The sequence below is a fragment of the Bacillus sp. C30 genome, assembly GCF_040838255.1.
Taxonomy (GTDB): domain Bacteria; phylum Bacillota; class Bacilli; order Bacillales; family Bacillaceae_G; genus Bacillus_A; species Bacillus_A mycoides.
This window is the reverse complement of record NZ_JBFPJH010000028.1, coordinates 1-25,755: the sequence shown is the minus strand read 5'-3', so window position 1 is coordinate 25,755 and position 25,755 is coordinate 1. Positions and strand designations below refer to the sequence as shown.

Annotated in this window: 30 protein-coding genes; 4 read left to right on the top strand and 26 right to left on the bottom strand. The window is 36.4% G+C overall.

The window, feature by feature from the left end:
- Positions 1-83: 83 nt before the first annotated feature.
- From ptsP to glcT, 4 genes are all read right to left on the bottom strand, one after another.
- Positions 84-1,796, bottom strand: a complete 1,713-nt coding sequence (gene ptsP, locus AB3X49_RS05705) for a phosphoenolpyruvate--protein phosphotransferase (RefSeq protein ID WP_002066976.1) — start codon at positions 1,794-1,796, stop codon at positions 84-86.
- A complete protein-coding gene (gene ptsH / locus AB3X49_RS05700; protein WP_002033915.1) occupies positions 1,796-2,059 on the bottom strand; it encodes a phosphocarrier protein HPr in 264 nt (87 codons plus the stop codon). The genes ptsP and ptsH overlap by 1 nt, the downstream gene beginning before the upstream one ends.
- A gap of 135 nt (positions 2,060-2,194) precedes the next feature.
- Positions 2,195-4,258, bottom strand: a complete 2,064-nt coding sequence (gene ptsG, locus AB3X49_RS05695; RefSeq protein ID WP_002014901.1) for a PTS glucose transporter subunit IIABC — start codon at positions 4,256-4,258, stop codon at positions 2,195-2,197.
- 340 nt (positions 4,259-4,598) lie between these two features.
- Positions 4,599-5,447 carry a glucose PTS transporter transcription antiterminator GlcT gene (glcT, locus tag AB3X49_RS05690; RefSeq protein WP_002014902.1) on the bottom strand — a complete coding sequence of 283 codons (849 nt, stop codon included), beginning with the start codon at positions 5,445-5,447 and terminating at the stop codon, positions 4,599-4,601.
- A 165-nt stretch (positions 5,448-5,612) separates the two neighbouring features.
- Here glcT and AB3X49_RS05685 point away from each other — a divergent pair, with 165 nt between their 5' ends.
- On the top strand, positions 5,613-6,419 hold the full coding sequence (locus AB3X49_RS05685) for a Cof-type HAD-IIB family hydrolase (RefSeq protein WP_012261643.1): 807 nt from the start codon (positions 5,613-5,615) through the stop codon (positions 6,417-6,419).
- Between the two features lie 73 nt (positions 6,420-6,492).
- On the opposite strand, the gene AB3X49_RS05680 is transcribed toward AB3X49_RS05685, so the two are convergent.
- The 6 genes from AB3X49_RS05680 to AB3X49_RS05655 form a co-directional block, all read right to left on the bottom strand.
- Positions 6,493-7,224, bottom strand: a complete 732-nt coding sequence (locus tag AB3X49_RS05680) for a GntR family transcriptional regulator (RefSeq protein WP_367960903.1) — start codon at positions 7,222-7,224, stop codon at positions 6,493-6,495.
- Positions 7,154-7,942 carry a glucosamine-6-phosphate deaminase gene (nagB, locus tag AB3X49_RS05675; protein WP_367960901.1) on the bottom strand — a complete coding sequence of 263 codons (789 nt, stop codon included), beginning with the start codon at positions 7,940-7,942 and terminating at the stop codon, positions 7,154-7,156. Before nagB ends, AB3X49_RS05680 begins: the two co-directional genes overlap by 71 nt.
- Before the next feature lie 4 nt (positions 7,943-7,946).
- The gene (nagA, locus tag AB3X49_RS05670; RefSeq protein WP_367960908.1) at positions 7,947-9,089 is read right to left on the bottom strand and encodes an N-acetylglucosamine-6-phosphate deacetylase; all 1,143 of its coding nucleotides are present in this window, start codon (positions 9,087-9,089) and stop codon (positions 7,947-7,949) included.
- Between the two features lie 207 nt (positions 9,090-9,296).
- Positions 9,297-10,199 carry a ComEC/Rec2 family competence protein gene (locus tag AB3X49_RS05665; protein WP_367960899.1) on the bottom strand — a complete coding sequence of 301 codons (903 nt, stop codon included), beginning with the start codon at positions 10,197-10,199 and terminating at the stop codon, positions 9,297-9,299.
- 78 nt (positions 10,200-10,277) lie between these two features.
- Positions 10,278-10,850, bottom strand: a complete 573-nt coding sequence (gene scpB / locus AB3X49_RS05660; protein ID WP_367960897.1) for an SMC-Scp complex subunit ScpB — start codon at positions 10,848-10,850, stop codon at positions 10,278-10,280.
- 158 nt (positions 10,851-11,008) lie between these two features.
- Complete coding sequence (locus tag AB3X49_RS05655; RefSeq protein ID WP_002138181.1) at positions 11,009-11,752, bottom strand: segregation/condensation protein A; 744 nt, start codon at positions 11,750-11,752, stop codon at positions 11,009-11,011.
- Positions 11,753-11,921: 169 nt separating this feature from the next.
- Between AB3X49_RS05655 and AB3X49_RS05650 the strand changes: the two genes are divergently transcribed.
- Positions 11,922-12,017, top strand: a complete 96-nt coding sequence (locus tag AB3X49_RS05650; RefSeq protein ID WP_000510194.1) for a YjcZ family sporulation protein — start codon at positions 11,922-11,924, stop codon at positions 12,015-12,017.
- Between the two features lie 99 nt (positions 12,018-12,116).
- Positions 12,117-12,635, top strand: a complete 519-nt coding sequence (locus AB3X49_RS05645; protein ID WP_044442747.1) for a DUF309 domain-containing protein — start codon at positions 12,117-12,119, stop codon at positions 12,633-12,635.
- A gap of 20 nt (positions 12,636-12,655) precedes the next feature.
- On the opposite strand, the gene ribT is transcribed toward AB3X49_RS05645, so the two are convergent.
- Positions 12,656-13,024, bottom strand: a complete 369-nt coding sequence (gene ribT / locus AB3X49_RS05640) for a GNAT family N-acetyltransferase RibT (protein ID WP_000908403.1) — start codon at positions 13,022-13,024, stop codon at positions 12,656-12,658.
- A 485-nt stretch (positions 13,025-13,509) separates the two neighbouring features.
- Entirely contained in the window at positions 13,510-13,947 is a 438-nt protein-coding gene (locus AB3X49_RS05635; protein ID WP_000853785.1) for a peptidylprolyl isomerase, read from the bottom strand.
- Positions 13,948-14,134: 187 nt separating this feature from the next.
- Here AB3X49_RS05635 and AB3X49_RS05630 point away from each other — a divergent pair, with 187 nt between their 5' ends.
- Complete coding sequence (locus tag AB3X49_RS05630; protein ID WP_002014912.1) at positions 14,135-15,001, top strand: DUF1002 domain-containing protein; 867 nt, start codon at positions 14,135-14,137, stop codon at positions 14,999-15,001.
- Positions 15,002-15,032: 31 nt separating this feature from the next.
- Here AB3X49_RS05630 and AB3X49_RS05625 read toward each other — a convergent pair whose 3' ends face one another.
- The 14 genes from AB3X49_RS05625 to dacF form a co-directional block, all read right to left on the bottom strand.
- Positions 15,033-15,836, bottom strand: a complete 804-nt coding sequence (locus tag AB3X49_RS05625) for a Cof-type HAD-IIB family hydrolase (RefSeq protein WP_002067045.1) — start codon at positions 15,834-15,836, stop codon at positions 15,033-15,035.
- A 95-nt stretch (positions 15,837-15,931) separates the two neighbouring features.
- Positions 15,932-17,404: a spore germination protein SpoVAF gene (gene spoVAF / locus AB3X49_RS05620; RefSeq protein ID WP_002143032.1), complete on the bottom strand. Its 1,473-nt coding sequence runs from the start codon at positions 17,402-17,404 to the stop codon at positions 15,932-15,934.
- Positions 17,391-17,960 carry a stage V sporulation protein SpoVABEA gene (spoVAEA, locus tag AB3X49_RS05615; RefSeq protein WP_367960894.1) on the bottom strand — a complete coding sequence of 190 codons (570 nt, stop codon included), beginning with the start codon at positions 17,958-17,960 and terminating at the stop codon, positions 17,391-17,393. Before spoVAEA ends, spoVAF begins: the two co-directional genes overlap by 14 nt.
- A gap of 5 nt (positions 17,961-17,965) precedes the next feature.
- The gene (spoVAE, locus tag AB3X49_RS05610; RefSeq protein WP_002014916.1) at positions 17,966-18,316 is read right to left on the bottom strand and encodes a stage V sporulation protein AE; all 351 of its coding nucleotides are present in this window, start codon (positions 18,314-18,316) and stop codon (positions 17,966-17,968) included.
- A 3-nt stretch (positions 18,317-18,319) separates the two neighbouring features.
- Positions 18,320-19,336, bottom strand: a complete 1,017-nt coding sequence (spoVAD, locus tag AB3X49_RS05605; RefSeq protein ID WP_002165116.1) for a stage V sporulation protein AD — start codon at positions 19,334-19,336, stop codon at positions 18,320-18,322.
- A 13-nt stretch (positions 19,337-19,349) separates the two neighbouring features.
- Positions 19,350-19,808 carry a stage V sporulation protein AC gene (spoVAC, locus tag AB3X49_RS05600; protein WP_012261649.1) on the bottom strand — a complete coding sequence of 153 codons (459 nt, stop codon included), beginning with the start codon at positions 19,806-19,808 and terminating at the stop codon, positions 19,350-19,352.
- A 12-nt stretch (positions 19,809-19,820) separates the two neighbouring features.
- Entirely contained in the window at positions 19,821-20,237 is a 417-nt protein-coding gene (spoVAB, locus tag AB3X49_RS05595) for a stage V sporulation protein SpoVAB (protein ID WP_367960906.1), read from the bottom strand.
- Entirely contained in the window at positions 20,230-20,850 is a 621-nt protein-coding gene (locus AB3X49_RS05590; RefSeq protein ID WP_367960891.1) for a stage V sporulation protein AA, read from the bottom strand. The genes spoVAB and AB3X49_RS05590 overlap by 8 nt, the downstream gene beginning before the upstream one ends.
- A 116-nt stretch (positions 20,851-20,966) precedes the next feature.
- On the bottom strand, positions 20,967-21,068 hold the full coding sequence (locus AB3X49_RS05585) for a methionine/alanine import family NSS transporter small subunit (protein WP_002094424.1): 102 nt from the start codon (positions 21,066-21,068) through the stop codon (positions 20,967-20,969).
- Entirely contained in the window at positions 21,065-22,591 is a 1,527-nt protein-coding gene (locus tag AB3X49_RS05580; protein ID WP_002143036.1) for a sodium-dependent transporter, read from the bottom strand. The genes AB3X49_RS05585 and AB3X49_RS05580 overlap by 4 nt, the downstream gene beginning before the upstream one ends.
- 138 nt (positions 22,592-22,729) lie before the next feature.
- Positions 22,730-23,488: an RNA polymerase sporulation sigma factor SigF gene (sigF, locus tag AB3X49_RS05575; protein WP_002111619.1), complete on the bottom strand. Its 759-nt coding sequence runs from the start codon at positions 23,486-23,488 to the stop codon at positions 22,730-22,732.
- A 12-nt stretch (positions 23,489-23,500) separates the two neighbouring features.
- On the bottom strand, positions 23,501-23,941 hold the full coding sequence (spoIIAB, locus tag AB3X49_RS05570; protein ID WP_001243400.1) for an anti-sigma F factor: 441 nt from the start codon (positions 23,939-23,941) through the stop codon (positions 23,501-23,503).
- On the bottom strand, positions 23,942-24,292 hold the full coding sequence (spoIIAA, locus tag AB3X49_RS05565; RefSeq protein ID WP_002088460.1) for an anti-sigma F factor antagonist: 351 nt from the start codon (positions 24,290-24,292) through the stop codon (positions 23,942-23,944).
- Positions 24,293-24,457: 165 nt separating this feature from the next.
- On the bottom strand, positions 24,458-25,648 hold the full coding sequence (dacF, locus tag AB3X49_RS05560) for a serine-type D-Ala-D-Ala carboxypeptidase DacF (RefSeq protein ID WP_002088461.1): 1,191 nt from the start codon (positions 25,646-25,648) through the stop codon (positions 24,458-24,460).
- Positions 25,649-25,755: the final 107 nt, after the last annotated feature.

Here is a 25,755-nt window from a genome sequence, read left to right as displayed (position 1 = left end):
CCTCTATAGTAACAAAATAAGATTTACTTTTCTTATAGAAAAAACCTGAGATCGATTTCGAATCGACTCAGGTTTTTTTACTATTATATGCTTTTAACTAATTCAACAACTTCTTCAGCAGTTGACATTGTTAATGCTTTCTCTGCTAATGTTTCCATTTCTGCTTTTGACAACTTGCTTAGTTGTGTTCTTGCAGGAAGAATAGATGTTGCACTCATACTGAACTCATCTAAACCTAAGCCTAATAATAATGGGATAGCAAGTGAATCTCCCGCCATCTCACCACACATACCAGCCCATTTGCCTTCTTTATGAGCAGCATCGATAACCATTTTTACAAGACGTAAAATAGATGGGTTATATGGTTGGTATAAGTAAGCTACACGTTCGTTCATACGGTCTGCAGCCATTGTGTATTGGATTAAGTCATTTGTTCCGATAGAGAAGAAATCAACTTCTTTTGCGAACTGATCTGCTAATACCGCTGAAGCTGGAATTTCAACCATCATACCAACTTCAATAGAATCAGAAACAGTTGTACCCGCTTGAACAAGTCTTTCTTTCTCTTCTAATAAGATTGCTTTCGCTTGACGGAACTCATCAAGAGTTGCAATCATTGGGAACATAATTTTTAAGTTACCGTATACGCTAGCACGAAGTAATGCACGAAGTTGTGTACGAAACACATCTTGCTCATCAAGACATAAGCGAATTGCACGGTATCCTAAGAATGGGTTCATTTCTTTTGGTAAATGTAAGTATGGAAGTTCTTTATCTCCACCGATGTCAAGTGTACGAACAACGACTGGCTGATCTTCTTTTACACCTTCAAGAACTGCTTTATACGCTTCGAACTGCTCTTCTTCTGTTGGAAGATTGTCACGGCCCATGTATAAGAACTCTGTACGGTATAAACCAACGCCTTCTCCGCCATTATCGATAATACCTTGTACATCATTTGGTGTTCCGATATTAGCAACAAGCTCAACGTGATGTCCATCACTTGTTACAGTTGCTTGGTCTTTTAATTTTGCCCATACAACTTTTTGCTCTTCAAATTTCGCTTTCTTTTCTTCAAAAGAACGAAGAGTTTCTTCAGATGGGTTTACAATTACTTCTCCATCTAAACCGTCAATGATTACGATATCGCCGTTTTGGATTTTCTCCATAACAACTTTCGTACCAACAACAGCTGGAATTTCCATAGAACGAGCCATAATTGCAGAGTGAGATGTACGTCCACCGATATCAGTTGTGAAACCTTTTGCATACTTACGGTTTAACTGAGCTGTATCAGATGGTGTTAAATCTTCAGCAATGATGATTACTTCTTCAGAAATTGTACCAGGGTTTGAGAAGTTAATTCCTAGTAAATGTGCAAGAACACGTTTTGTTACGTCGCGAATATCCGCAGCACGTTCTTTCATATATTCGTTATCCATGTTTTCAAACATAGAAATAAACATTGATGCAACTTCATCCATTGCAAATTCAGCATTTACTTTTTCGCCATTTACTTTATCTTTTACTGGATTCACTAATTCTGGATCATTTAATACTAATAAATGTGCTTCAAAGATAGCAGCTTTATCAGCACCTAGCTCAGCAAAAGCATGGTCCTTAATAGCTTCTAGTTCAGATTTTGCTTTCTCAAGCGCAGCGTCTAAGCGTGCAATTTCAGCAGCTTCGTCTGTAATTGATTTCTTTTCAATGTTAAATTCAGGATTCTCAAGTCTGAAAGCCTTTGCAATAGCAATCCCACTTGATGCAGCGATCCCTTGAATGTTAAGAGTCATTATTCTCCTAATCCTTCGTTTTTCATAGTTTCTTCGATAGCTGCTAGTGCTTGAGCTGCATCATCACCATTTGCAGTGACCTTAATTTCCGCGCCTTGTTGAATTCCTAAAGACATAACACCCATGATTGATTTTAAGTTAACGTTTTTTCCGTTATACTCTAAGTTGATGTCAGAACCAAATTTGCTTGCAGTGTTTACAAGTAGAGTTGCTGGACGAGCATGAATTCCTGAGTCGCTAGTTACTTTAAAGATTTTTTCCATGATAATTTATCTCCTTCAAATACAATATTTTTTTAGTTGTATAGACGTGAGTACTACATCATCTATTGTATATAATAGGCGATGTTCGGTCAACCACATCGCCTATTATAATTATAAACATTTTGCGTCAAATTCCTACTGAATGTCAATAATAGCGTTTTCGCCCTTCTTAACATTTCCATCTTTTTTCAATTCGACTTGTTGCCCTTGTTGTAAATTCGTAAAGACGATTGGTGTAATAATAGATGGTGCATTTTCTTTTACAAATGCAAGATCTACTTTTAATAATGGTTGTCCTTGTTTCACTTTATCACCTTGTGCTACAAGCGCTTCAAAGCCTTCACCATTTAATTTTACAGTATCAATACCGAAGTGGATTAAAATTTCTTTTCCGCCTTCAGACTGAATACCAATCGCATGTTTTGTAGGGAATACATTTACAATCTCACCATTAACCGGAGAAACTACTGTTCCTTCTGTTGGCTCAATCGCAAATCCATCTCCCATCATTTTCCCTGAGAATACTTGGTCAGGTACTTCTGTAATCGGTAAGATTTTCCCTTCAATTGGTGAAACGATTGTTTCATTTTCATCAACCTGTTGAGGAGCTTCTTCCACTTTTACAGGCGCTTCTTTTTCAACATGAGGTGTACGACCTGACATAATATCATGAATTTGTGATTTTAATGTGTCAGATTTCGGTCCGAAAATAGCTTGAATGTTATTTCCAACTTCAAGTACACCGGCTGCTCCAAGCTCTTTTAAGCGGTCTTTATTTACATTTTTTTGTTCGTTAACTTGAACGCGTAAACGAGTAATACAAGCATCTAACGAAGCAATGTTTTCTTTACCACCAAGTGCTACTAATACTTCACGTGGAAGTTCTCCTGCTTCTGTTTTCCCTGCGCCTTCATTAGCATTCGCTACTTCACGACCAGGTGTTTTTAAGTTCCATTTACGGATTGCGAAACGGAATCCGAAGTAGTAAATCACTGCTAGTACAAGACCAACAATAATTACCCACCACCATGCCGTACGACCTGGTAGTACACCGAATAATATGAAGTCAATTAAACCACCAGAGAATGTCATACCAATTTTAACACCTAAAATTTGCATTGTCATAAATGATAGACCAGCGAATACTGCATGAATTCCGAATAATACTGGTGCTACGAATAAGAATGAAAATTCAAGTGGTTCTGTAATACCTGTTAAGAAAGATGTTAATGCAGCAGATCCTAAAATACCAGCTGCTAATTTTTTATTTTCCGGACGTGCTTCATGGTACATTGCTAAAGCTGCTGCTGGAAGACCGAACATCATGAACGGATACTTACCAGTTGTAAATGTACCTGCTGTTAATTCTACGCCGTCTTTTAACTGTGCCATAAAGATTTTTTGGTCACCACGGATTAATTCGCCAGCTGCATTTGTATACTGACCGAATTCGAACCAGAACGGTGAATAGAAAATATGATGTAATCCAAATGGAATTAATGAACGTTCGATTAAACCGAATATAAATGCTGCTATCGTTCTATTTGCATCAATCATTTGATGTGAGAACGTATTTAAGCCACCCTGAATGTATGGCCAAATGAAGCACATGATAATACCTACCACTAAAGAGAATGTTGCAGTTGCGATTGGTACGAAACGCTTACCTGCAAAGAAACCTAAGTATGATGGTAATTCAATGTTGAAGTATTTATTATAACAATATGCCGCTACTATCCCGACGATAATACCACCAAACACTCCTGTTTGCAGCGTTGGAATTCCTAATACGTTTGCATATGCTGGATCTGAAAATCCAATTTTTACTGGATCTGTTCCAGTGCTTGTTACTTTCACTAGTTTATCTACTTCTAAGAACACACTCATCGTTTTGTTCATAATTAAGTATCCGACGAACGCTGCTAAACCAGCTACTCCGTCTCCACCAGCTAAACCGATCGCTACCCCAACTGCGAATAATAGCGCAAGGTTAGCGAAAATAATATCGCCAGATTGTTCCATAATTTTTGCAACCATTACGAACCAATCTGCTTTTAAAGCAGGGATAACATTTGTTAGTTGTGGATTTTGAAATGCATTACCAAATCCAAGTAAAATACCTGCTGCCGGTAAAATCGCTACTGGAAGCATAAGCGCTTTTCCGACTTTTTGAAGAACACCAAAGATCTTCTTAAACATGGAAACCCTTCCTCTCTTATCTATATTGATACTTTTCGACAAACGCCAAAAAGGCATGAGGAAAAAAAAGATAGAACGATAGCTATACAAAGGGTAGTATGTCCCTTTCTTTAGCTTACATTCCCAACTTTTCTCCACTCATGCCTGATCGAATCAGTAACACGTGTCAAAAATAGGATTACGTATAAGTTCACTATAATTAAAGCAAACGTTTTCGTTATTTACCTTAATGTGTTTGTCGAATTTTGTATAACTTTGCAATAGTTATTATACATAACTATTGTAAGCGATTCAATCATTTTTTTTAACGTTTTCATTTTAGACAAAAATATATGTCTTTTTACACATGTTCTGCTTTCACTAATCGTTGTAAATGCATCGTTAAATAAATACTCTCCGCTTCATATACAGGAAGTTGTAATTCTTTCTGCATTACTTTGACTAGTTTCCACGCCAAATTATAACAAACTGGATATTCCAACTTTAATAAATCAGCAAAACTCTGTGCTTCTTCTACTTTTTCTCCTTTTTTCACCCGCTCAATAGCATATTGTAAATGGCGAATAAGGCGTAAATAATGAATGCTTTCTTGGTCTAATGTAATTTGTAGGTTTGTCTCAATTAAAGACACAAGTTGTGCAATAAGACGAGAATTTTGATTAACAGAAGATAAATCAGAGTTTGTAAGCGAGCTGTAAATGTGAAGTGCGATAAAGCCAACTTCCCCTTCTGGCAATGTAATTTGCAAACGAGAATTTAAAAGTTGCACAACGCCTTCAGCAATTTTATATTCCTCTGGATATAGCATTTTCGTTTCAACTAAAAAAGGATTATCTATTGTAAGTCCTTGTTTCAGCCTTTTAATTGCAAAAGAAATATGATCTGTTAAAGCGATATGAATATGTTCATTTAATGGAGACTCCGCTTTTTCTTGAATATATAACATAATATCATTCATCAATTCAATTAGCTTTTCACTCACATGTGGTACTAAAAGTTTGTATTGTTCTCGATCACGTTCATTTTTTAAAACAAACATTTTCTCAATTTGTTCTTGCTCCAACACATCTTCAGCCTTTTTCCCAAATCCGATTCCTTTACCAATCACTACTACTTCCTCGTGTTCAGGATGGCTAGCAATGATGACATTATTATTTAAAACTTTTTTAATTTCTAGATAATTACTCATATAACACCACCCTCGTACTTAAATAGCCTACTTTTATGTTACAGAACATTCTTCTTTTTCGTCAATATAAAACATCTACCATTTAATAAAAATTCATTTTTTAGACATGTTTGTATATGATGCGTATAATGTAAGGGCAACTGTACATAGAAAGGAGATTGCAACATGATTAAAATGTTTGTAAGTGATATTGATGGAACGATGATGCAACACGGAGGTTTTATCGACGAAAAAGATGTTATCGCTTTACGCAGCTTAGCTGAACAAAATGTAATTCTTTGTTTTGCTTCTGGAAGACTTGATAATGAAATTGCAGACTTAATGAGAGCGGTTAATACAAATTTCCATCGCATTAGTGTAAATGGTGTTTTTGTATATACACATGAAAATAAACAGCTATTATCTGCAACTTTCGATTCCAGCATTCTTCCAGATTTGTTAGCTATGACAAATGAAGACCCTTATTTCCGTTATGTAAGTGATGAACATAACTACTACATTGAAGAAAAAACACCGTTTATTCATGAACTTGAACAACAAGTAACGATGACTTCTGTTGAAGAACCTAATCTATTACAGAAAATTGATGATACAATTTTTCCAAATAAAATTTCTATCGGTGGAACGAAGGAAAGCTTACAACTCCTTCAGAACAAAATTGATGAAAAATTTCACGGAAAAGTTAGCACCTTCATTTCAGCAGAACAATGTTTAGATGTAATGCCACCTAATATTAGTAAAGGTTCTGCTATTTCTATTTTATTAAAAGAATTTCAAATACAACCAGAGGAAATTGCTTGCATAGGGGATTCTTATAATGATATTCCAATGTTCTCTTTAACTCCTCACAGTTTTGCTATGTCTCAAGCAGATGACGCAGTAAAAGAGCACGCTCACTATGTAGTAAATACGGTTAAAGATGCTGTTAACCACGTAATTGCTCATAATAAAAATACGACTCACTCCTTATAAGGATGAGTCGTATTTTTATTTCTTTACATGTTAAACACTTTAAAATTCACTGTACTTTACAAACTGAAATATATTATTTGTTACGTGCGATGTTTGTAATAAATTTATAACGATCCCCACGATAAATACATTTCACATACTCTAACGGTATCTCACCTTCTGAATATGACCATTGGCGCATTACAAGTACAGGCGCCTTTTTAGGAATATGCAGATGTTCAGCTTCATTATCCGTTGCAATGGAAGCTTCAATTGATTGAGTAGCGCTAACAAGCTTAAAGCCCAATTTTTTCTCTAAATGTTCATATAAAGATTGTTGCAATATTTCTTCGTTAATATCTTTTACAAGAGCTGGCGACAAATATGTCGTCTCAAAAGCAATCGGTTCATCATCAGCTAAGCGAATACGCCTCACTGCATAAACCGACTCCCCCTCCTGTATTCTCAACCGGTCTGCTATTTTCGCAGTAGCTGGAACTAGGCGGAAACTAAGTAATTGACTACTTGGGTTCATCCCACGAGAAATCATATCTTCTGTGAATCCCGTCATTCCTTGCAATTTTTGTTCCACTTTCGGAAGTTGGACAAACGTTCCAATTCCACGTTTCCGATATAAATAGCCTTGTTCCACTAAATTATTAATCGCCTGTCTGATTGTCATACGACTCACTTCGAACTTATCACAAAGTTCATTCTCAGATGGGATTTTGTCTCCCGGCTTCCATTCGCCGTCCTCAATTAGCTGTTTCACCCACTCTTGAATCTGATAATAGATCGGAAATGGTGAATACTTGTCGATGTTCATCAGCAATCGCCTCACTGCATAAAGATAGAGCTTCTTGATCAGCAATTACGGTTACATTCGGATGACGTTGTAAAACTGTAGCAGGACACGCTTCACTATATTCACCTTGCAATAACTCTTTAAGTGCTTCTGCCTTTTTAGGCCCCATAGCAACAAGTAGAATTTGTTTCGCTTTCATAATGCTTCCAATTCCCATTGTAATCGCATGAGTTGGCACATCTTCTTCTTTTTCGAAGAAACGAAGGTTTGCTTGGCGTGTAGATTCTGTTAATTCAACAATGTTAGTTGGAGAATTAAATGCTGTTCCTGGCTCGTTAAATCCGATGTGACCGTTTTCACCGATTCCAAGAATCTGTAGGTCAACTGGGTTAGTAGCTAGAATGCTCTCGTAACGTTTGCACTCTTCCTCTAAATCACTTGCCATCCCGTTTGGTACATAAGTTTGTTTAAATGGAAGATAATCAAACAACTGTTCTTGCATGAAATAGTGATAGCTGTTTTTATCTTCATGTGGTAAATTTACGTACTCATCTAAGTTTACAGTGGTTGCATGACTTGTATCAAGTTTATTTTTTCGCATTTCTGCATAAATACCTAATGGAGAGCTTCCTGTAGCCATTCCTAATGTTGGATTTTCTTTTGATTTTACAACTTCTTCAATTAATTTATAACCTGCTTCTGCTAATTCTTCTGGAGTTTTTACAACAAGAATATTCATCTAATTACTTCCCTTCCTTCATATGAATTCCTAAACGAACCGTATCATATACATGTAATTCTTCAGTCATAACAACAAAGTCTGCATCTTTACCTGCCGCTAACGCACCTTTATTATTTAATCCAAACTCTTCTGCTTGGTTAACCGATGTCATGAGTACTGCATCCTCGATTGAACATCCTGTAAATTCAATTACATTTCGGAAAGCTTGATCCATTTTTAGAATACTACCAGCTAACGTTCCATCTTCTAATCGAGCACTACCATCTTTTACATGTACTGGCTGTCCGCCAAGTTCATATAATCCATCTTCAAGACCTTTTGCACGCATTGCATCTGTAATGACACTTACTTTTTTCGGTCCTTTTAATTTATATGCTAATTTCACCATATCAGGGTGAATGTGAATACCATCTGTAATTACTTCAACCATTACATCTGGATTTAATAACACATGACCAACAACTCCTGGTTCACGGTGATGTAATCCACGCATTTGATTGTATAAATGTGTTGCATGTGTAATTTTTCTATTTTTCAGTTGTGCATCAATCGCATCTGTATGCCCCATTGTGCCAACAACACCTGTTTCAGCAAGATACTGTTCAAACTCTAACGCACCTTCTTTTTCCGGTGCATATGTTACTAATTTAATTAGATTACCGCTTGCTTCCTGCCATTGTTTAAATTGCTCGATACTCGCAGGAACAATATGTTCAAGTGGTTGTGCACCCGCACGTTTTTTTGAAACATATGGTCCTTCTAAGTGAATATATTCGAAATGTGCTCCCTTATCTTTCGCTTCCTTCGCAGCACTTAGCGCCGCTTCAATCGCTTCTGGAGCTTGTGTCATTGTTGTTGGGAAGTAAGTTGTAACTCCTTCTTTTAACATTTCTTTACCAAGAGTTACTAATCCATCGCTATTTGCATCCATCGCATCAATATCGTATCCACCATGAATATGAACATCAATCATACCTGGAATCACAATCTTTCCTGCCGCATCTAACACAGTTTCATTTTCTTGTGATACATATTGAGCCATCAAACCAATTTCTTTAATTGTTTCTGCGTAACGAATAAATCCGTTTTCCACTACTTCTTTACCTGTATAAATTTTGGCATTGATGACAACTTGCGTTTTCATTTTCATCGATCCTTTCCCATGAAATACCTACTTGTTATTATTACCTTATTCGCCTAATTCCATCTTAATATACACACGAGTAGTTGTCTATACATTCTAATGAAATTTCCTCTTCATTCAGCAGAAAAAAGGAAATTTATTTCTTTTTCATTATAATATATGTTATTCATTTTTTCCAAAATGGAAAATACCCTCTTATATAATTAATTACTTAAGTAGTGGCATAAGACCACTCGACCCCATAGTAATATGTTCACCGTCTGTTTCTATTTCTACTGTACGCTTGTTTGTTCCGTATATCATTATACCACGCTGTTTTAATCGTCTTACAACACTTTGATGAGGATGTCCATATGGATTTCTACTCCCGTACGAAAGAATAGCGAATTGTGGGTCTACTTTTTTTAAGAATGTTTCACTCGTTGAAGTATACGAGCCATGATGCCCTACTTTTAATACATCTGCATGTACATCAAATTGCTTTAATATTTCATTTTCTGTCCGTATATCAGCATCACCCATTAATAAAAAGTCCGCTTTACCATATCGAATCTTTAATACAATTGAAGACTCGTTATTCTCGTCTTTCGATTTCCCATTGTTCAATACTTGTATAGAAACATGTGGATCTAGCGGTATGTATTGTCCTTCCTTCACTGAAATGAAAGGAATGCCCCTTTTTTTAATGTTATTTCGATACGTATGATAAGTAAATGAACTATATGTTTTTCCACTATCTAATACGAGTGAAACCGGCATTTGTTCTACAATTGGAATAAGCCCCCCTATATGGTCCATATCAGGATGAGTACTTACAATCACATCTAAATGATTAATTCCTTTTTCAATTAGTTTTTGAATAATAACCTCTCCCGCTTCATAAGGGCCCCCATCTATTAACATCGTTTGACCATTTGGCAATGTAATAAGTGTCGCATCACCTTGTCCAACTTTTAAAAAACTCACTTTCATTTTACCAAAATGTTGCCGATGCATATGTATAGAAGACGCAGTATGAATAGACATCATATATCTTTTAGCCGATGCGCTGTTTAACGAAAAACATAATAAAACAGAAACCAACAATAGAATACTCCGTACACCTTTCATAACTCGTCTCCTTTTTTCATTTAGTATGGCACGCTCTGTAATTGATATACAAAAAAAGCTTAGCAAAATGCTAAGCTTTTATTTTGATAATTCCTGTAAAGAACCGAAGAATAAATCTGCTTCATTCATTTGTTCATTTTCTTCAGAAAGAGGTGGTAAATCATCTAACGTTTTCAATCCAAACGTATCTAAAAACTCTTTCGTCGTTCCGTATAAGATGGGACGCCCCGGTCCTTCTGCTCTTCCCATTTCTTTTATAAGTAAGTGTGAAACTAACGTTTGTAATGCCTTGTCTGTTTTCACTCCTCGAATCTCTTCCATTTCTGTCCTTGTAATCGGTTGACGGTACGCAACGATTGCCAACGTTTCAAGAGCTGCTTGAGACAGTGAAGCCGTTGTTGGGGTATCTATTAATTTTTGATAGTATGCAGCATGTTCTTTCTTTGTTGCATAACGATACACTTTTGCATATTGTACAATTTGCAGACCGCGATTCGATCCTTCACATTCTTTTTGCATTTCCTCTATACTGTTTATTACTTCTGCCACTTCAACTTCCAGAACTTTAGCTATCTGTTCCGGATAAATCCCTTCGTCACCTGCAACAAATAAAAGCCCTTCAATAATCGCTTTTTGTTCTTTTCTATCCATTTTACGAACTCCTTTCTCCTATTTTTCTATAAAAATACACATAAAAAAACCGAATCACAGTAAATGCGTTCGGTTCAACATTTCTTCTCTCGTTCCAAACGATACATTAAAACCTAACATGAGATAAAATATTTCTACCCCATCTTCACATACCAACTCTATACGGATTTACTAGAGCTTGATACGAAAATTTCATCAAAATTATGCTCTTGTTCAATAATAATTTGTTGATTTTTCATCAGCTCAAGAACCGCTAAAAATGTTACAACCATTATTTCTCGTTCTTCATCAGCAAATAAATCATAAAAGCTATGACGCCCGCCCTTTGTTTCTAACTGTTGTAGAATATCAGTCATTCGCTGTGCAATTGGTATTTCTTGACGAGTAATTCGCGTTGTTACAGGTTTCTTTGCTTTTTTACGACGCATTAGCTTTTGAAATGCCGCTAACATATCATATAACGTAACATCAAGAGGCAAGCTTGTCTCCTCTTCTTGTTGAAATGATGTAAAATCAATTGGCGGACGTGTATATAGCTGTGCTCTTTCTTGTTCTCTTTCTTTTAACTCAGTAGCAACTTGCTTATATTTCTTATATTCAATTAACCTCTCCATCAATTCTTGACGAGGGTCATCTATAAAGTCTTCACCGTTATCAGGTACATCTTCTTCTTGTTTCGGTAACAACATTTTACTTTTAATTTGTAATAACGTTGCAGCCATTACTAAATACTCACTGGCAACATCTAATTGTAGTTCTTTCATCGTATGGACATAAGATAGATATTGCTCTGTAATTTCCGCTACAGGAATATTATATATATCAATTTCGTAACGATGTATTAAGTGTAACAATAGATCTAAAGGCCCTTCAAAAGCCTCTACTTTAAAATTATACTGCACAAAGCATCCCACCACATTTTTTCTATAACAACATAAGTATAGAGCATACTCATGTTCTATCCAACCTTTTTAAGAAATTTAATTAAAAATAGACCTATGCCCATGTCATAATGCCCACCGCTTCATATGATAACAATGTAGTAAGAACAATGTAGGAGGTCAAAAAACTATGGGTCACGTTGATTGCGGTTTTAGCGGTGGATTCGCATTACTAGTTGTACTGTTCATTTTACTAATCATTGTAGGAGCAGCTTGCTTCTGCTAATATGAAGCAATAAAGCGACTAGGGATATTTCCCTAGTCGCTTATTGTTAATATTTCTATGATACACTGTACATATAACCGTTAGACAGGAGCGAAAAAAATGTATCCTACCGAGTACATACAATTTTTAATTCATTTTCACGGAGACTATGATTATTTTGAATGTCATGAAATATTAGAAGAATATTGGAAATTAAAGCCTAGAGGAGAACGTGACAATTACTTAGTCGGCCTCATTCAAATTGCTGTTTCCTCATACCATCATAGACGATCCAATTGGAATGGTGCAGAGAAGATGATAAAAAGCGCAATAACAATTTTAGAAAAGAGCAGCGCGCAATTACATCAATTCGGAATAGATCATAAACAACTTACATTCTTATTAAATGAAAGATTACAATCTATCCACAAAAAGGAAAATTTCGCCCCGTTATTTTTACCATTATTAGACGTATCGTTAGAAAAACAATGCATACAGTTATGTAAGAAACAAAACCTCTCTTGGAAAGATGCGAACGTCATTCCTGGTGAATACATCATAAATAAGCACACATTGCGTGATCGAACAGAAGTCATTTCTGAACGACACGAACAACTACAAAAAAGAAAGCAGAGATAATAAACTACTTATCCCTGCTTTCATGAATGTATATTTTGTTCAAGCTCTTTACACTTTTTGCAAAAACTTGCTGTTTGCTCATTTCCGCAAATTGTAAACTCAAGAAATTTACTCTTAAGCTCTTGAACCATCTTCGTCCCAATCCCCATATGACGGTGAGACGGATTCACGCTCAAATGCTGAATTTCCAATACCTGATCTTCTTTTTTTATAATCCCCATTATCCCAACAAAATCTTCATTTTGTTTCCACAAATACAATTGCCAATCCTCTTTCGCCTCATACTCTTTCATTGTCAATTGTAATGTTTTCACATCTTTTTCAGTTGGCATAAATGAAAGAAGCCCCATTGCAATTTTTTCATAACTTTTTTTAAAACGAATTAACATAACCCTTATCCCTTCTTACAAAAGTTACAAACTATTTATCCCCTCAATCACTCTTTTCATATCACATTCATTCTACAATATTTTTACCAGAGTGAGAAGGGGCTGAAACAACTTGATAATCATACAAAGCGTTAAGAAGAAAGTCAAATATATGTTTCCACGCTATTTCTTTCTATTACACCGCTCAAAAAAGAGACAATACTATATAGGAACTAAAAGGAAAATCCCTTTCTCATCACATTTCACTTATTAACCACTTTTGAACAAAGTAGTTCTACCAAAAGCAATATGTTAAGAGAAATACATTTATTGAAGCATATAATTCGTACTCTATCCTATGTATTTTGTTAAAAGTGTGTTCTCATGAACAATATAATTTAACGTTAGTAGCCGTCCTATTTGTGTCATATACTTTAAAATATATACCAATTCCTGTTTATAGGAAATAAAAAAAGAGAGCAAAATCGCTCTCTTTTTCTCATAACTTATTCTTCCCAAACTTTAACTTCTTTCATTACATCGCCTTGACGCATGTTTAATACCGTTTCAATACCGCTTGTTGCTTTACCGAATACAGTATGTACGCCATCTAAATGCGGTTGTGGCTCATGAACAACAAAGAATTGGCTACCACCTGTATTACGGCCAGCATGTGCCATAGAAAGTGAGCCAACAAGATGTCTATGAGGATTTCCATCAGTTTCACATGGGATAGAGTAACCTGGGCCACCTGCTCCTGTGCCTGTTGGGTCTCCACCTTGGCTTACGAAGCCAGGAATAACGCGGTGGAATGTCACACCATCATAAAATCCTTGCTCTGCTAATTTTTTAAAGTTTTCTACTGTTTTTGGTGCCTCTTCTGGGAAAAATTCTAAATCGATTTTTTCGCCATTTTCCATTAATATGTATCCTAAAGTTTTCATATGTATATGTCTCCTTTCAACTATCTCAGCACTATATTACCATATTCATGACGAGAAACAAAAAGAATCCGACAATCTGCATACTTCTTTTTTGAAATGTGGAAGAAGCTAGGTGACAAATAAGAAAAATATACTATAATAACTGTGTTGCCCGAAAATTTAAGAAAGAGAAAGGGAGCGATTTTTCGTGAAAACGAAATTACTAGCTCTGCTATTAGCTGTAGCCGTATTTATTATGCCAACAGCTTCATTTGCAGACATCATTGAGGGAGAATCAATTGTTACACTAGGAGAAAACTTATCTGAACAACAGAAACAAGATCTTTTGAAAGAAATGAAAGCACCAAAAGATGCACAAATTATTACTGTATCTAATGCGGAAGAACATAAATTTCTAGAGGGCATCGTTCCAAAAGCGCAAATTGGTACGAGAGCTATTTCCTCTTCTATGATTACATACACAAAACCAGGGTCAGGTCTCATTGTACGCTCAAAAAACATTAATTCGATAACAGATGCAATGTACACAAATGCACTTATTACAGCAGGTGTGAAAGATGCAGAGATTCAAATTACTGCACCATTTAAAGTTTCAGGAACTGCTGCTTTAACAGGTTTAATGAAGGCCTATGAAACAACATCAAACAAAGCCATTCCTGAAGAAGTAAAAAAAGTAGCCAATGAAGAAATGGTACAAACAGCCCAGCTTGGTGATAAAATCGGCGAAGAAAAAGCAGTTCAACTTGTTGCAAAAATTAAAGAAGAAATTGCAAAAGAACAGCCAAAAACAACTGAAGATTTACGTACATTAATTAAAAAAATTGCTGATCAACTCGGTATTACATTAACAGATGAACAGCTGGATAGCCTAGTAGCGTTATTTGATAAAATGAAAAATCTTAATATCGATTGGAACCAAGTTGGTAGCCAATTAGAGAAAGCAAAAGACCATGTGTCTGCCTTCTTAGGATCTGAAGAAGGGCAAAGTTTCCTAGATAAAGTAAAAGATTTCTTCTCTAGTATCATTGATTTCGTTAAATCTTTATTCAAGTAAAAAAGAAGCTCGCCAGTGACGAGCTTCTTTTTTATACAAGTAACGGTAATTTCATAATAGCTTCTTCAACCGAACGGACAACATGATTTGCTTTCTCCTTTACATACGGATGAGCATGATGGAGGGTGAAGGAGTGCGGGGTTACTTCAAACATAGAAATATCATTGAAAGAATCTCCAATACATGCAACTTCATTTGCTTCAATTTGTAAATGTTCCATTAATCGCTTCAGAGCGCTTCCTTTACTTACACCTCTTGGCATAATGTCAACATATCGCTTACCCGATATAAAGACTTCCGCTTCGCTATGAAATGTATCTCTCAACTCTTGATCTAATGCTACAATTTTTTCTTCTTCGCCAAAAACAAATAATTTCGCAGGATGTACAGTCTTCCCAAATTCCTCTTCTAACTCTTCGATTTCAGCAATATGCACTCCCATATACTCTTCAAAAGTATGGTGATGTTCATTCTTCCTTTTTGTATATCGCTGCTCATTTGCACAAACAATATCTGCTAGTCCCTTTTTATGTATATATCGATATATTTCCTGGGCAACCCCATCTTCAAAACTCGATTCATGAAATACTTTTCCATCCGGTAGTATCATTGTCGCTCCATTTAAACTAGTTGTGTAATACGGGAACGAAAACCTTTTTACCGCCTCATCAATTCGGTGAGTAAAACGGCCAGAGGCAAAACAAATATTTGTCCCGTTTTCAGCTAGCCAACAAAGCGCTCGTTCATCTTCTTTTTGCATATCATTCATATTGTAAACGAGTGTATCATCTAAATCACTTACAAATAGTTTAATCATGTCCTCTTCCCCTTCCATACACAATATCTACTCTAATTGTACAAAAAAAATGTTTGATTTTTGTTAAAAAAACAATAAATTTTCAATAAAAAATAAGCGGAGCATAATCCCGCTTATTTTTGTCTTCGCACATTTTGAGGTCTTACAATACTTGGACGAACCTTTAAACTAGACATAGTTGGACGAAGTAAAATTTTCGTTAACGCGCCCCAATCAAACGGTAAAAACGGCCATAAATACGGTGTTTGCAAGCTTTTTATAGATGTTAAAAATAGAATCAATATCGTCATTCCAATGACAAATCCCATTTCATGAAATATGCCTGTTAAAATAATGACAAACAATTTTCCAATCTTATTCCCAAGCCCTAACTCATAACTTGGCGTTGCGTATGCTCCAATCATAGAAACTGCTACGTACAAAATAACTTCTGGTACAAACAAACCTACATCAATTGCAATTTGACCAATTAATATGGCAGAAATTAATCCTGCTGCCGACGACAATGATGTCGGTGTATGAATGGCGGCCATTCTTAAAAATTCGAGTCCGACTTCCGCCATCAAAATTTGTAATAAAATCGGTAAATGCGTCATCTTATTTGGTCCAATGAAAGCAAGACTTTCTGGTAAAAGAGTCGGATCAAAAACGAAAACTAGCCAAAATGGCAGTAAGAATAGCGAAAATATAACACCTAAAAAACGTACCCAACGTAAAAATGTACCTACAGCTGGATTTTGTCTAAACTCTTCTGCATGCTGTAAATGGTGAAAATATGTTGTTGGAGTGATCATAGCACTTGGTGATGTATCAACGAGTACTAACACATGTCCTTCTAACAGATGATTTGCTGCTACATCTGGTCTCTCTGTGTATCGGATAAGCGGGAATGGATTATAACCTTGTTTCACTACAAATTCTTCTACCGTTTTATCCGCCATCGTAATCCCATCTACTTCAATATTATTTAATTCTTGTTTTATAATCTTCACTAAATCCGGATTTGCAACATCTTGTACATATGTAATACAAATATCCGTTTGTGATCTATCCCCTACTCGAATCATTTCATTTCGAAGACGTGGATCGCGTATTCTTCTACGAATTAACGCTGTATTTACAACGATATTTTCAACAAAGCCATCCCTTGCACCACGCACTACCTTTTCTGTATCTGGTTCTGTCGGTGTCCGGCCCGGATAACTACGAACATCTATTGCGAACGCTTCAGTTTCACCTTCCACAAATATAACAATGAGCCCTGATAATACTTGGAGCATTACATCATCCATCGTTTTTACTTTACTTACTTGTTGATGAATTAAACGATTCTCTAAAAGCTTTACTGTATCTTCTTCTACATCCCTTATTTCATTTGTATCCACCGCTTCTTCTAAAATAGGGATAATATAATTCGTATCACAAAGTCCATTTACAAATAACACACCAATTTCTTTATTTAAAATTTTAAATTTACGAATACCAACATCGTATGTAACACCAAGTCCAACTGTTTGCTTTAAATAATTTTCATTATCACTTAAAAAAGATGAAATCGGGATATTCACTTTTTTAGGCTTCGTCATAAAAGCCACTCCTTTCCAAAATTAATTGAATCGCTTTTCTAGTAATAGGTGATCCTCTCTCCCATTCATCATTTCCGCACATCTTGCCAATATCACCGACCCCCACTATGACAGGAACATTCAGACCATCTAAACAATAAATCGTATCCCCACTAATCCTGCCAATTTCACCATCTGGGAGTCCAAATTTATCAACGCCATATTCTGTCAAATCCCCATTCCGATCTACACTTACATCTACACGCGCCCATTCCCAATGATGTGTATTAGATGCTACTGCTAAAATACCGAGTACATCAACTTGTTTATGTGTTGCGACATACTTTAACGCCTTTTCACCAGATCCTTCTCCTATAAATCCGCTGTCATCAAACATGACAAATACAGGGTCATATGGCGTTTGCATAATAAGCTCAACAACTTTCTTCCCTGTCAATTTGGTCGGATTACTTTGCGATGCTGAAATACACCTCCCCCCAAATTCCTTTGTTAACAGCTCAATTGTCCGCTTTGCATATTCATCTCCATCTGTGACCAAAACAACCCTTCGTCTCATTTGATTTATCCTTTCGGTTTACATATAAGTGCAACAAAAAATGAAAATAATATCGCTGCTGAAATCCCCGCAGACGTTAAGCTAAACATACCGATTCCAATTCCTAAATATCCATGTTTTTCTGCCGCATGCATTGCCCCGTGCAATAGTGAGTGTCCAAAACTTGTAATAGGGACTGTTGCCCCAGCACCTGCAAATTTTATAAGCTTATCGTACAATCCGAATCCGTCTAAAATAGCTCCGGCGACTACAAAAGTTGCCATTAAATGTGCCGGTGTTAACTTTGCGAAATCTAGCAACACTTGTCCAATTACACAAATAGCTCCTCCTACAAGAAATGCATATATAAAATCCACAATTCACTCTCCTTTAACGCTTTCAAACACAACACCATGCGCAATCGTTGGAATCGTTTCCTTCTGTTGTATCATCATGGGGCTTAATAGAGCTCCAGTTGCAACGACAAAAATTCTTTGTAAATTCCCTTTTTGCATTTCACGCAATAAATGGCCGTATGTTACAACAGCTGAACAAGCACAACCACTGCCCCCTGCAAACACTTCTTCTTGATTTGAATTGTAAATCATTAATCCACAATCATTGTATACATTCCCCAAATCATACCCTTCCTCAAGTAAAAGTTGTTTCGCAATTGGTGTCCCAACAGCCGATAAATCACCAGTAACAATAAGATCATAATCAGCTGCACTTCTTCTCAAATCTTCAAAATGTTGTTGAATTGTATGAGCAGCAGCTGGTGCCATCGCTGATCCCATATCTAAAGGATTAGCAATTCCTAAATCTTGCACTTTACCAATTGTTGCTGCTGTTATTTTAATTGCACTCTCCTCATTGCTAATTAATATTGACCCTGCTCCGGTAACAGTTGAGTTTGCTGTCCCTGGCTTTTGTCCTCCGTATTCTGTTGGGGAACGAAATTGTCTTTCAGCCGTCGCATTATGACTACTTACTGTAGCTAAAATACGATTCGCAAATCCACCATCTATAAAAGCTGATCCAATCGCCAAAGTTTCCATTGACGTCGCACAAGCGCTGAACATCCCTAAAAAAGGAATACCATACTCACGAGCAACATAATTTGCTGTCACTGTTTGGTTTAATAAATCTCCCGCTAAAAAGAAATCAATTTGCGATTTTTTTATATTCCCTTTTTGCATCGCTTGTTGAATTGAGTCTGACATTAACCTTCGTTCAGCAAGTTCCCAGTTTTCCTCTCCGCAATGTAAGTCAGAATATGAAATATCAAAATCCTTTCCAAGAGGGCCTTCAGCTTCTTTCGGACCGACAGCAGTACCAGTTGCATTCACGAAGATATCATTTTGAAATACCCACGTTTGTTTTCCTGTCAATCTCATACCCACCCCTCCTTTAAGACATTAAAATTTGAAATGTATATCTTATTAACCCAATAATGTATGCACCGATGACTCCAAATACAATGACACTTCCTGCAAGCTTAAACATGTTAGTAGCGATTCCTAGAACAATCCCTTCACTCCTATGCTCTAGTGCGGCACTCGCCATAGAATTCGCAAATCCAGTAACTGGTACTGCTGATCCCGCTCCAGAAAACTGCCCGATTTTATCATATACACCACACCCTGTTAAAATCGCCGAAAATAAAACAAGCGTTGCAACTGTCGGATTTCCTGCCTCTTGTTCACTAAAGTGAAAATAATGTATATAAAATTTCATCAATATTTCTCCGACTGTACAAATGAGCCCACCTACAAGAAATGCCTTCACACAATTTAGCAAATAGTTTGGCTTTGGATGGTACTCCTTCACTTTATTTATGTAATCATCTTTCAGTTTTCGCCTTGTCATATATATTGCCTCCTACTTTACGAAATAAATCCAGTGAAACAATGAGCCTATTACTTTTCCAAGTACAAGAGCAACGAGTAAAACAACAATTTTCCCCTCTACCCCGACTCGTTTCGCTAAAATAGGTAAAACATTTAATACTTCTGTTAATGCCGCAGCAAGCATTCCAATGAATGTGCCACAAAATATCCCTAATATAACAAGCCAATATTGTGACGTTTGAAATGTAATATTTTTCAAACTACACCAAGCCCCTGTTAAAGTACCTGCAATGACCGCCCACTCAAAGTATTGAATATGCTTTCCACTTCTCGTTAATTGAGTTAAACGAGGGATTATACCAAGTACAGCTAAAAACGCGACATATCCGCTACCTACTGCAATCCCTCCAGCTAAGCCAATTAATACAACAAATGCACACTCAATCATCAGCAATCTGTTTCATATTATCCTTGTTTTCATGAACAATTACATATTGATCAAGCGACTGCTGATATTGAAACATCTCAACTTCTAACGGGCTCGGCTCTTCATTAATTCTCTTTTGAAATACATGATTAAAAAATAAGACCATACCTAATCCAAGACCTAATGAATAAGGAATTTGAAATAAAAGTGGTTGCGCCTTAAATTCTCCAGTAATCATGTAATATAACCGCTGGTGTACTTGTTGCATACTTACATCTTCATGGAAATAAATGATCGCAAGGGCCGCTCCAATGAAAAGTAACAACCATACAAGTCCGAAGAAAACCGGATGCACTTTCTTTTTTTCGTATATAATTTCAACAAGAGTTTGTCCAGAACCCAGTAAATTAATTTGTACATGAGATGCTTTTCGTTGAATAATCTCAATTACTTTCATGACATCAATTACAACATGCGTCTTATCATGTGCTGTTATGTTGTAGACTATCTCATTTTGTAACGACTCAACTACAAAAGAATCTCCGGCAAGTTGAGCAACATCGCTCAGCTTTACTTCATACGTAGGAGACACTTTTAAGCGATTGCGCATTTTAATATAAATTGTTCCTTCCAATTTCCATTCACCCCTTCACTCTTCCTCGTAGTTGTAGTATGGTTATTGAATTTTTTTCTAATACAATTTTTTCATAAAAAAACATCTGTACCGAAATGGTACAGATGTTTTTTAGTTTATGCCTTTTTCTTAAATAAATTTGCAATACTTAATGCAAGTCCTCCCCAAATGACTACCATACCTATAACCATCATCATAATCGCTGATCCACTCATCATGAAACACCTCGGTCCTTCCATTCTTTTTCAAGCTGGACAGAGTCTGAATGTATTTGTGCATTCCATTTTTTCAGACCAATAACTAACGCGACTAGAAGGAATGCTGCCGCTATCGACCAACCATACGTTACAACAAACTCTGTTGGATAACCTCCGTAGTTCTTTTTTATGTTTTGGATTGTACCATCAATTAACATATACCCTAACATAAGTGGAGTAATAACGAGTAAACTCACTCTCCAAAACGTTCCTAACTTTATATCAGATACAAAGTTTGCATGATTTTGATAAACTGGTAAACGGCGCAAGATTAGTCCTATTGTAACTACTTCAACGAGTGCAATTGTAATCAATCCAAAATTGTTAGCGAAGTAATCAACAACATCTAGGAACATAAGTCCACCACGCGTTGCAAAAACAAGAGAAACTAATACTAATAGCGTTCCCATAATTCCAATCGTCTTTTGACGACTCAAGCTGAATTTTTCAGATACAGCGGCAAAGCATACTTCTGCAAGTGAAATGAGTGATGTAATTCCAGCAACAGTTAGAGATAAGAAGAATAATACACCAAATAACGGCGACATCGGTAACTCATTAATAATTTGCGGGAATACTACAAATGCAAGTCCTACACCAGCACTAGCTACTTTATCAACCGGTACCCCCATGTTATTCGCCATAAATCCAAGAGCTGCAAAGACACCAATACCTGCCAATAATTCAAATCCTGAATTTGCAAATCCTGTAATAAAAGCATTATTTGTTGTATCTGAGTTTTTCGGTAAATAACTAGAATACGTAATCATAATTCCGAATGCTAAAGATAAACTAAAGAAAATTTGACCGTAAGCAGCAAGCCATACTTTCCCATCAAAAATACGACTCCAATCTGGTTTAAAGAATGCATCTAGCCCCTGCATCGCACCTTCCATCGTTACCGCACGAACAACGATAATAAGGAACATAACAACTAGTAAAGGAATAAAAATGCGGTTAACAACTTCGATTCCTTTTTTAACTCCTTTAAACGCAACACCCAGCACAATAATCCAAACGAGAGCTAACGGAATTAATACTTCTGGTACGAGCCCCCCGAATTGTCCTGGCTTATCTGCAACATGTAAATATTCTTTAAATAAAAATGATTGCGTGTCTTTCCCCCATGCTCCAGTAATTGCAAAGTACGTATACGAAATAGACCAAGCAATGATTACAGCGTAATATGTTGAAACAATAAATGTCACACACATTTGCCACCATCCAATAAATTCAGCACGTCGATGAATACGGAAGAATGTAAGTGGCGCCGAACCACGATGACGATGCCCAAGAGCAAACTCGAAAGCTAACAATGAAATACCAGTCGTTAATAATGCAAATAAGTACGGTAAAAAGAATGCGCCTCCCCCGTTTTCATACGCTGTATAAGGAAAACGCCATATATTCCCTAGTCCAACAGCGGAACCGATTGCTGCAAAAATAAATCCAGCCCTCGTTCCCCATTGTTGCCTCGTTTCCATGTTTCCTTCCCCCTTTGTGACAAGTTCATATTTGGATTATAGTTTAAATTAACTAAATTATCAATAAATTCTGTAAATTTTTTAGCGATAGTTGTAATCTTCTCCTTTTCGTGACAATAAAAAAAATCGAATAGATAGCTATTCATCTATTCGATCTTTCATCTGTTTTAATATTTTCTTTTCAAGTCTTGAAACTTGTACTTGCGAAATGCCTATGCGCTCCGCTACTTCTGATTGGGTTTGGTCTTTATAATAGCGCAAATACACAATTAGCCTTTCTCGTTCATCCAATTCTCTAATTGCTTCTTTTAAAGCAATTTTATCAAACCATTTCGTTTCCGATTGATCTGCAATTTGATCTAAAATAGTAATTGGATCTCCATCGTTTTCATACACAGTTTCATGTATCGACGAAGGAGCACGACTCGCTTCTTGCGCCAGGACAACTTCTTCCGGCGTTAGTTCAAGAGCCTCTGCTACCTCATTAATCGTTGGAGCCCTTCCAAATTCTTTCGAAAGCTCGTCTCTCATCTTTCGGACTTTGTTTCCTGTTTCTTTTAAAGATCTACTTACTTTCACTGATCCATCATCACGTAAAAATCGTTGTATTTCACCGATAATCATTGGAACTGCATATGTTGAAAATTTCACGTCGAAAGATAAATCAAATTTATCTACCGATTTTAAGAGCCCAATACATCCAATTTGAAATAAATCGTCTGGTTCGTATCCTCGATTAAGAAATCGCTGTACAACCGACCATACGAGACGCATATTACTTTGAACGATTGTATCTCTCGCTTGTTGATCTCCATCTTGACTTTTTTGAATTAACGCTTTTAGCTCGTGGTCCTTTAACTGAGGTTTCTTCTTCTCATTTCTGACCTCTATGTCCATTGGCTATTCTCCTTAATTGCATAGAGCGTTACTATTTGATAAGTATTTTGTCAAATGGATTGTTGTCCCGAAAGATTCGTTTGAAATAACTTCTACTTCATCCATAAAATTTTCCATGATAGTAAATCCCATTCCGGAACGCTCTAATTCAGGTTTAGTTGTAAAAAGGGGTTGTCTTGCTTCATCTAAGTTAAAGATACCAATCCCTTCATCTCGAATCGTGAGTTTCACCATCGCTTCTTCCAAAATCACTGAAATATAAACAACACCTTCTGCATTTCCTTCATACCCATGAATAATTGCATTTGTAACCGCTTCTGACACAACTGTTTTAATCTCTGTTAGTTCTTCCATCGTCGGGTCTAATTGCGCAATAAAAGCAGCTACCGTAACACGAGCGAATGATTCATTCTGACTTAACGCTGAAAATTGAAGGTTCATTTCATTTCTCATCTACGCCACCCCCAACGTCGCGAGCGCATGCGCTTCACTTTCTTCTAAACGAACAATTTTGAATAGACCTGACATTTCAAATAAACGTTTAACGGGCGGTGAAATTGCACAGACAACCATCTCTCCACCTAATCCCTTTACATGTTTATATCGGCCTAATATAACGCCTAAACCAGAACTATCCATAAATGTTAAGTTCTCTAGGCTCAAAACAATATGATGAACACCATGTGTCTCAATCATATCTGTGACTTTCGTTCGCAACTCTTCAGCAGTATGATGATCTAACTCGCCCTCTAGCCTCACACATAAGACGTCACGTTTTACTTCTAAATGCATGGAAAGACTCACACGATTTCCTCCTTATGCTCAAACTTTACTCATTAACATAAGATTTTCGTGATATAAAATCAGAATCCTTCCTACTGACAAAAGAAGAACTATTTCGTCATAAAGTGAAACCTTTCAGCAATTATTTCAGTAAATACGAACAGAAAAACATCAAAATTTCCGCCGCTATTTTGATGTTGAAAACATCCCAAAACTTCTTTTAAATAACTCCCACCAGCTCGCTGCCTCAACATCTTCTTTCGCTACAATTGTTTGTTTTAATAAAACATCTTTATCTCTTTTAATAACAAGTGTGCCAAGTGCATCACCTTTTTTAATCGGTGCCTTCACTTTCTTTTCAGCAATCACTTCTTGTTTAACTTTGTCCATATTTTCGCCCTTCTTCATAAGAAGAGACACATTGTCTGACGCAACTAAATCTACTTTTTCTTCCTTACCTTTTCCTACTTGTACAGTCTTAATTTTCTCACCACGTGTATATAATTTCTTTGTCATGTATTGTCCAAATGCATAATCAAGAAGCTTCGTTACTTGATTGTTCCGCTCTTTTGATGTAGGTGCTCCCATTACAACTGAAATAACACGCATACCATTTTTCTCAGCCGATGCCGTTAAACAATATTTCGCTTCTGTCGTAAAGCCTGTTTTCACTCCATCTACTCCAGGATAAAAACGTACTAGCTTATTCGTATTAACAAGCCAAAACTTCTTATCCGTATTTTCACGTAAATAGTCTTCATATTTACCTGTGTATTTTCGAATAAGTGGATACTTCATCAACTCTTTCGCCATAATAGCCATATCATTCGCTGTAGAATAATGATCTTTCGCTGGAAGACCTGTCGGATTTTGAAAATGTGTATTTTTCAATCCTAAATCTTTCGCTTTTTTGTTCATCATATTTACGAAACCTTCTTCTGAACCAGCGATATGCTCAGCTACTGCAACAGATGCATCATTTCCAGATGCAATTGCAATGCCCTTTAACATTTCATTTACAGTCATCTCTTCCCCAGGTTCTAGAAAAATTTGTGATCCGCCCATTGAAGCTGCGTGTTCACTCGCTCTAACTTTATCGTTTAGTTTTAGTTTTCCTTTTTCAACTTGTTCCATAATTAATAGCATTGTCATAATCTTTGTCATACTAGCAGGTGGTAACTTTTCATTCGGATTTTTATCAAACAAAACTTTACCTGTATCTTGCTCAATTACGATCGCTGACGACGCTTGTTCCGCTAACTTCGGCGTGGTTTCTTCTGTTTTTTCCTGCTTCGTTTTCTCAGATTGTGCGAAACTAACTGAAGTACCAGAAAGCAATAACATGAAACAAACAAGTATTCCAAAAACTCGCTTCATGACTAACCCTCCATTCTATATCAAACTTATTTTTTCCAATTTATACATTTTTAATACCATATTTTTCTATTATTTTCAGTTGACAAATCAATTCATTACCTATATTG

What these genes read in the sequence shown, in the direction of transcription:
- AB3X49_RS05645 (WP_044442747.1), top strand. Translation starts at nt 12,117, where the DNA reads ATGTATCCTACCGAGTACATACAATTTTTAATTCATTTTCACGGAGAC.
- ptsG (WP_002014901.1), bottom strand. Translation starts at nt 4,258, where the DNA reads ATGTTTAAGAAGATCTTTGGTGTTCTTCAAAAAGTCGGAAAAGCGCTT.
- AB3X49_RS05580 (WP_002143036.1), bottom strand. Translation starts at nt 22,591, where the DNA reads ATGGAAACGAGGCAACAATGGGGAACGAGGGCTGGATTTATTTTTGCA.
- AB3X49_RS05635 (WP_000853785.1), bottom strand. Translation starts at nt 13,947, where the DNA reads ATGAAAACTTTAGGATACATATTAATGGAAAATGGCGAAAAAATCGAT.
- spoVAF (WP_002143032.1), bottom strand. Translation starts at nt 17,404, where the DNA reads ATGACGAAGCCTAAAAAAGTGAATATCCCGATTTCATCTTTTTTAAGT.
- spoVAC (WP_012261649.1), bottom strand. Translation starts at nt 19,808, where the DNA reads ATGACAAGGCGAAAACTGAAAGATGATTACATAAATAAAGTGAAGGAG.
- sigF (WP_002111619.1), bottom strand. Translation starts at nt 23,488, where the DNA reads ATGGACATAGAGGTCAGAAATGAGAAGAAGAAACCTCAGTTAAAGGAC.
- AB3X49_RS05585 (WP_002094424.1), bottom strand. Translation starts at nt 21,068, where the DNA reads ATGATGAGTGGATCAGCGATTATGATGATGGTTATAGGTATGGTAGTC.
- nagB (WP_367960901.1), bottom strand. Translation starts at nt 7,942, where the DNA reads ATGAATATTCTTGTTGTAAAAACTCCAGAAGAATTAGCAGAAGCAGGT.
- AB3X49_RS05650 (WP_000510194.1), top strand. Translation starts at nt 11,922, where the DNA reads ATGGGTCACGTTGATTGCGGTTTTAGCGGTGGATTCGCATTACTAGTT.
- spoVAB (WP_367960906.1), bottom strand. Translation starts at nt 20,237, where the DNA reads ATGATTGAGTGTGCATTTGTTGTATTAATTGGCTTAGCTGGAGGGATT.
- AB3X49_RS05665 (WP_367960899.1), bottom strand. Translation starts at nt 10,199, where the DNA reads ATGAAAGGTGTACGGAGTATTCTATTGTTGGTTTCTGTTTTATTATGT.
- spoVAEA (WP_367960894.1), bottom strand. Translation starts at nt 17,960, where the DNA reads ATGAGACGAAGGGTTGTTTTGGTCACAGATGGAGATGAATATGCAAAG.
- ptsP (WP_002066976.1), bottom strand. Translation starts at nt 1,796, where the DNA reads ATGACTCTTAACATTCAAGGGATCGCTGCATCAAGTGGGATTGCTATT.
- AB3X49_RS05680 (WP_367960903.1), bottom strand. Translation starts at nt 7,224, where the DNA reads ATGAACATCGACAAGTATTCACCATTTCCGATCTATTATCAGATTCAA.
- glcT (WP_002014902.1), bottom strand. Translation starts at nt 5,447, where the DNA reads ATGAGTAATTATCTAGAAATTAAAAAAGTTTTAAATAATAATGTCATC.
- ribT (WP_000908403.1), bottom strand. Translation starts at nt 13,024, where the DNA reads ATGTTAATTCGTTTTAAAAAAAGTTATGAAAAAATTGCAATGGGGCTT.
- scpB (WP_367960897.1), bottom strand. Translation starts at nt 10,850, where the DNA reads ATGGATAGAAAAGAACAAAAAGCGATTATTGAAGGGCTTTTATTTGTT.
- nagA (WP_367960908.1), bottom strand. Translation starts at nt 9,089, where the DNA reads ATGAAAACGCAAGTTGTCATCAATGCCAAAATTTATACAGGTAAAGAA.
- AB3X49_RS05685 (WP_012261643.1), top strand. Translation starts at nt 5,613, where the DNA reads ATGATTAAAATGTTTGTAAGTGATATTGATGGAACGATGATGCAACAC.
- dacF (WP_002088461.1), bottom strand. Translation starts at nt 25,648, where the DNA reads ATGAAGCGAGTTTTTGGAATACTTGTTTGTTTCATGTTATTGCTTTCT.
- spoVAD (WP_002165116.1), bottom strand. Translation starts at nt 19,336, where the DNA reads ATGAGATTGACAGGAAAACAAACGTGGGTATTTCAAAATGATATCTTC.
- ptsH (WP_002033915.1), bottom strand. Translation starts at nt 2,059, where the DNA reads ATGGAAAAAATCTTTAAAGTAACTAGCGACTCAGGAATTCATGCTCGT.
- AB3X49_RS05625 (WP_002067045.1), bottom strand. Translation starts at nt 15,836, where the DNA reads ATGGAAGGGGAAGAGGACATGATTAAACTATTTGTAAGTGATTTAGAT.
- spoIIAB (WP_001243400.1), bottom strand. Translation starts at nt 23,941, where the DNA reads ATGAGAAATGAAATGAACCTTCAATTTTCAGCGTTAAGTCAGAATGAA.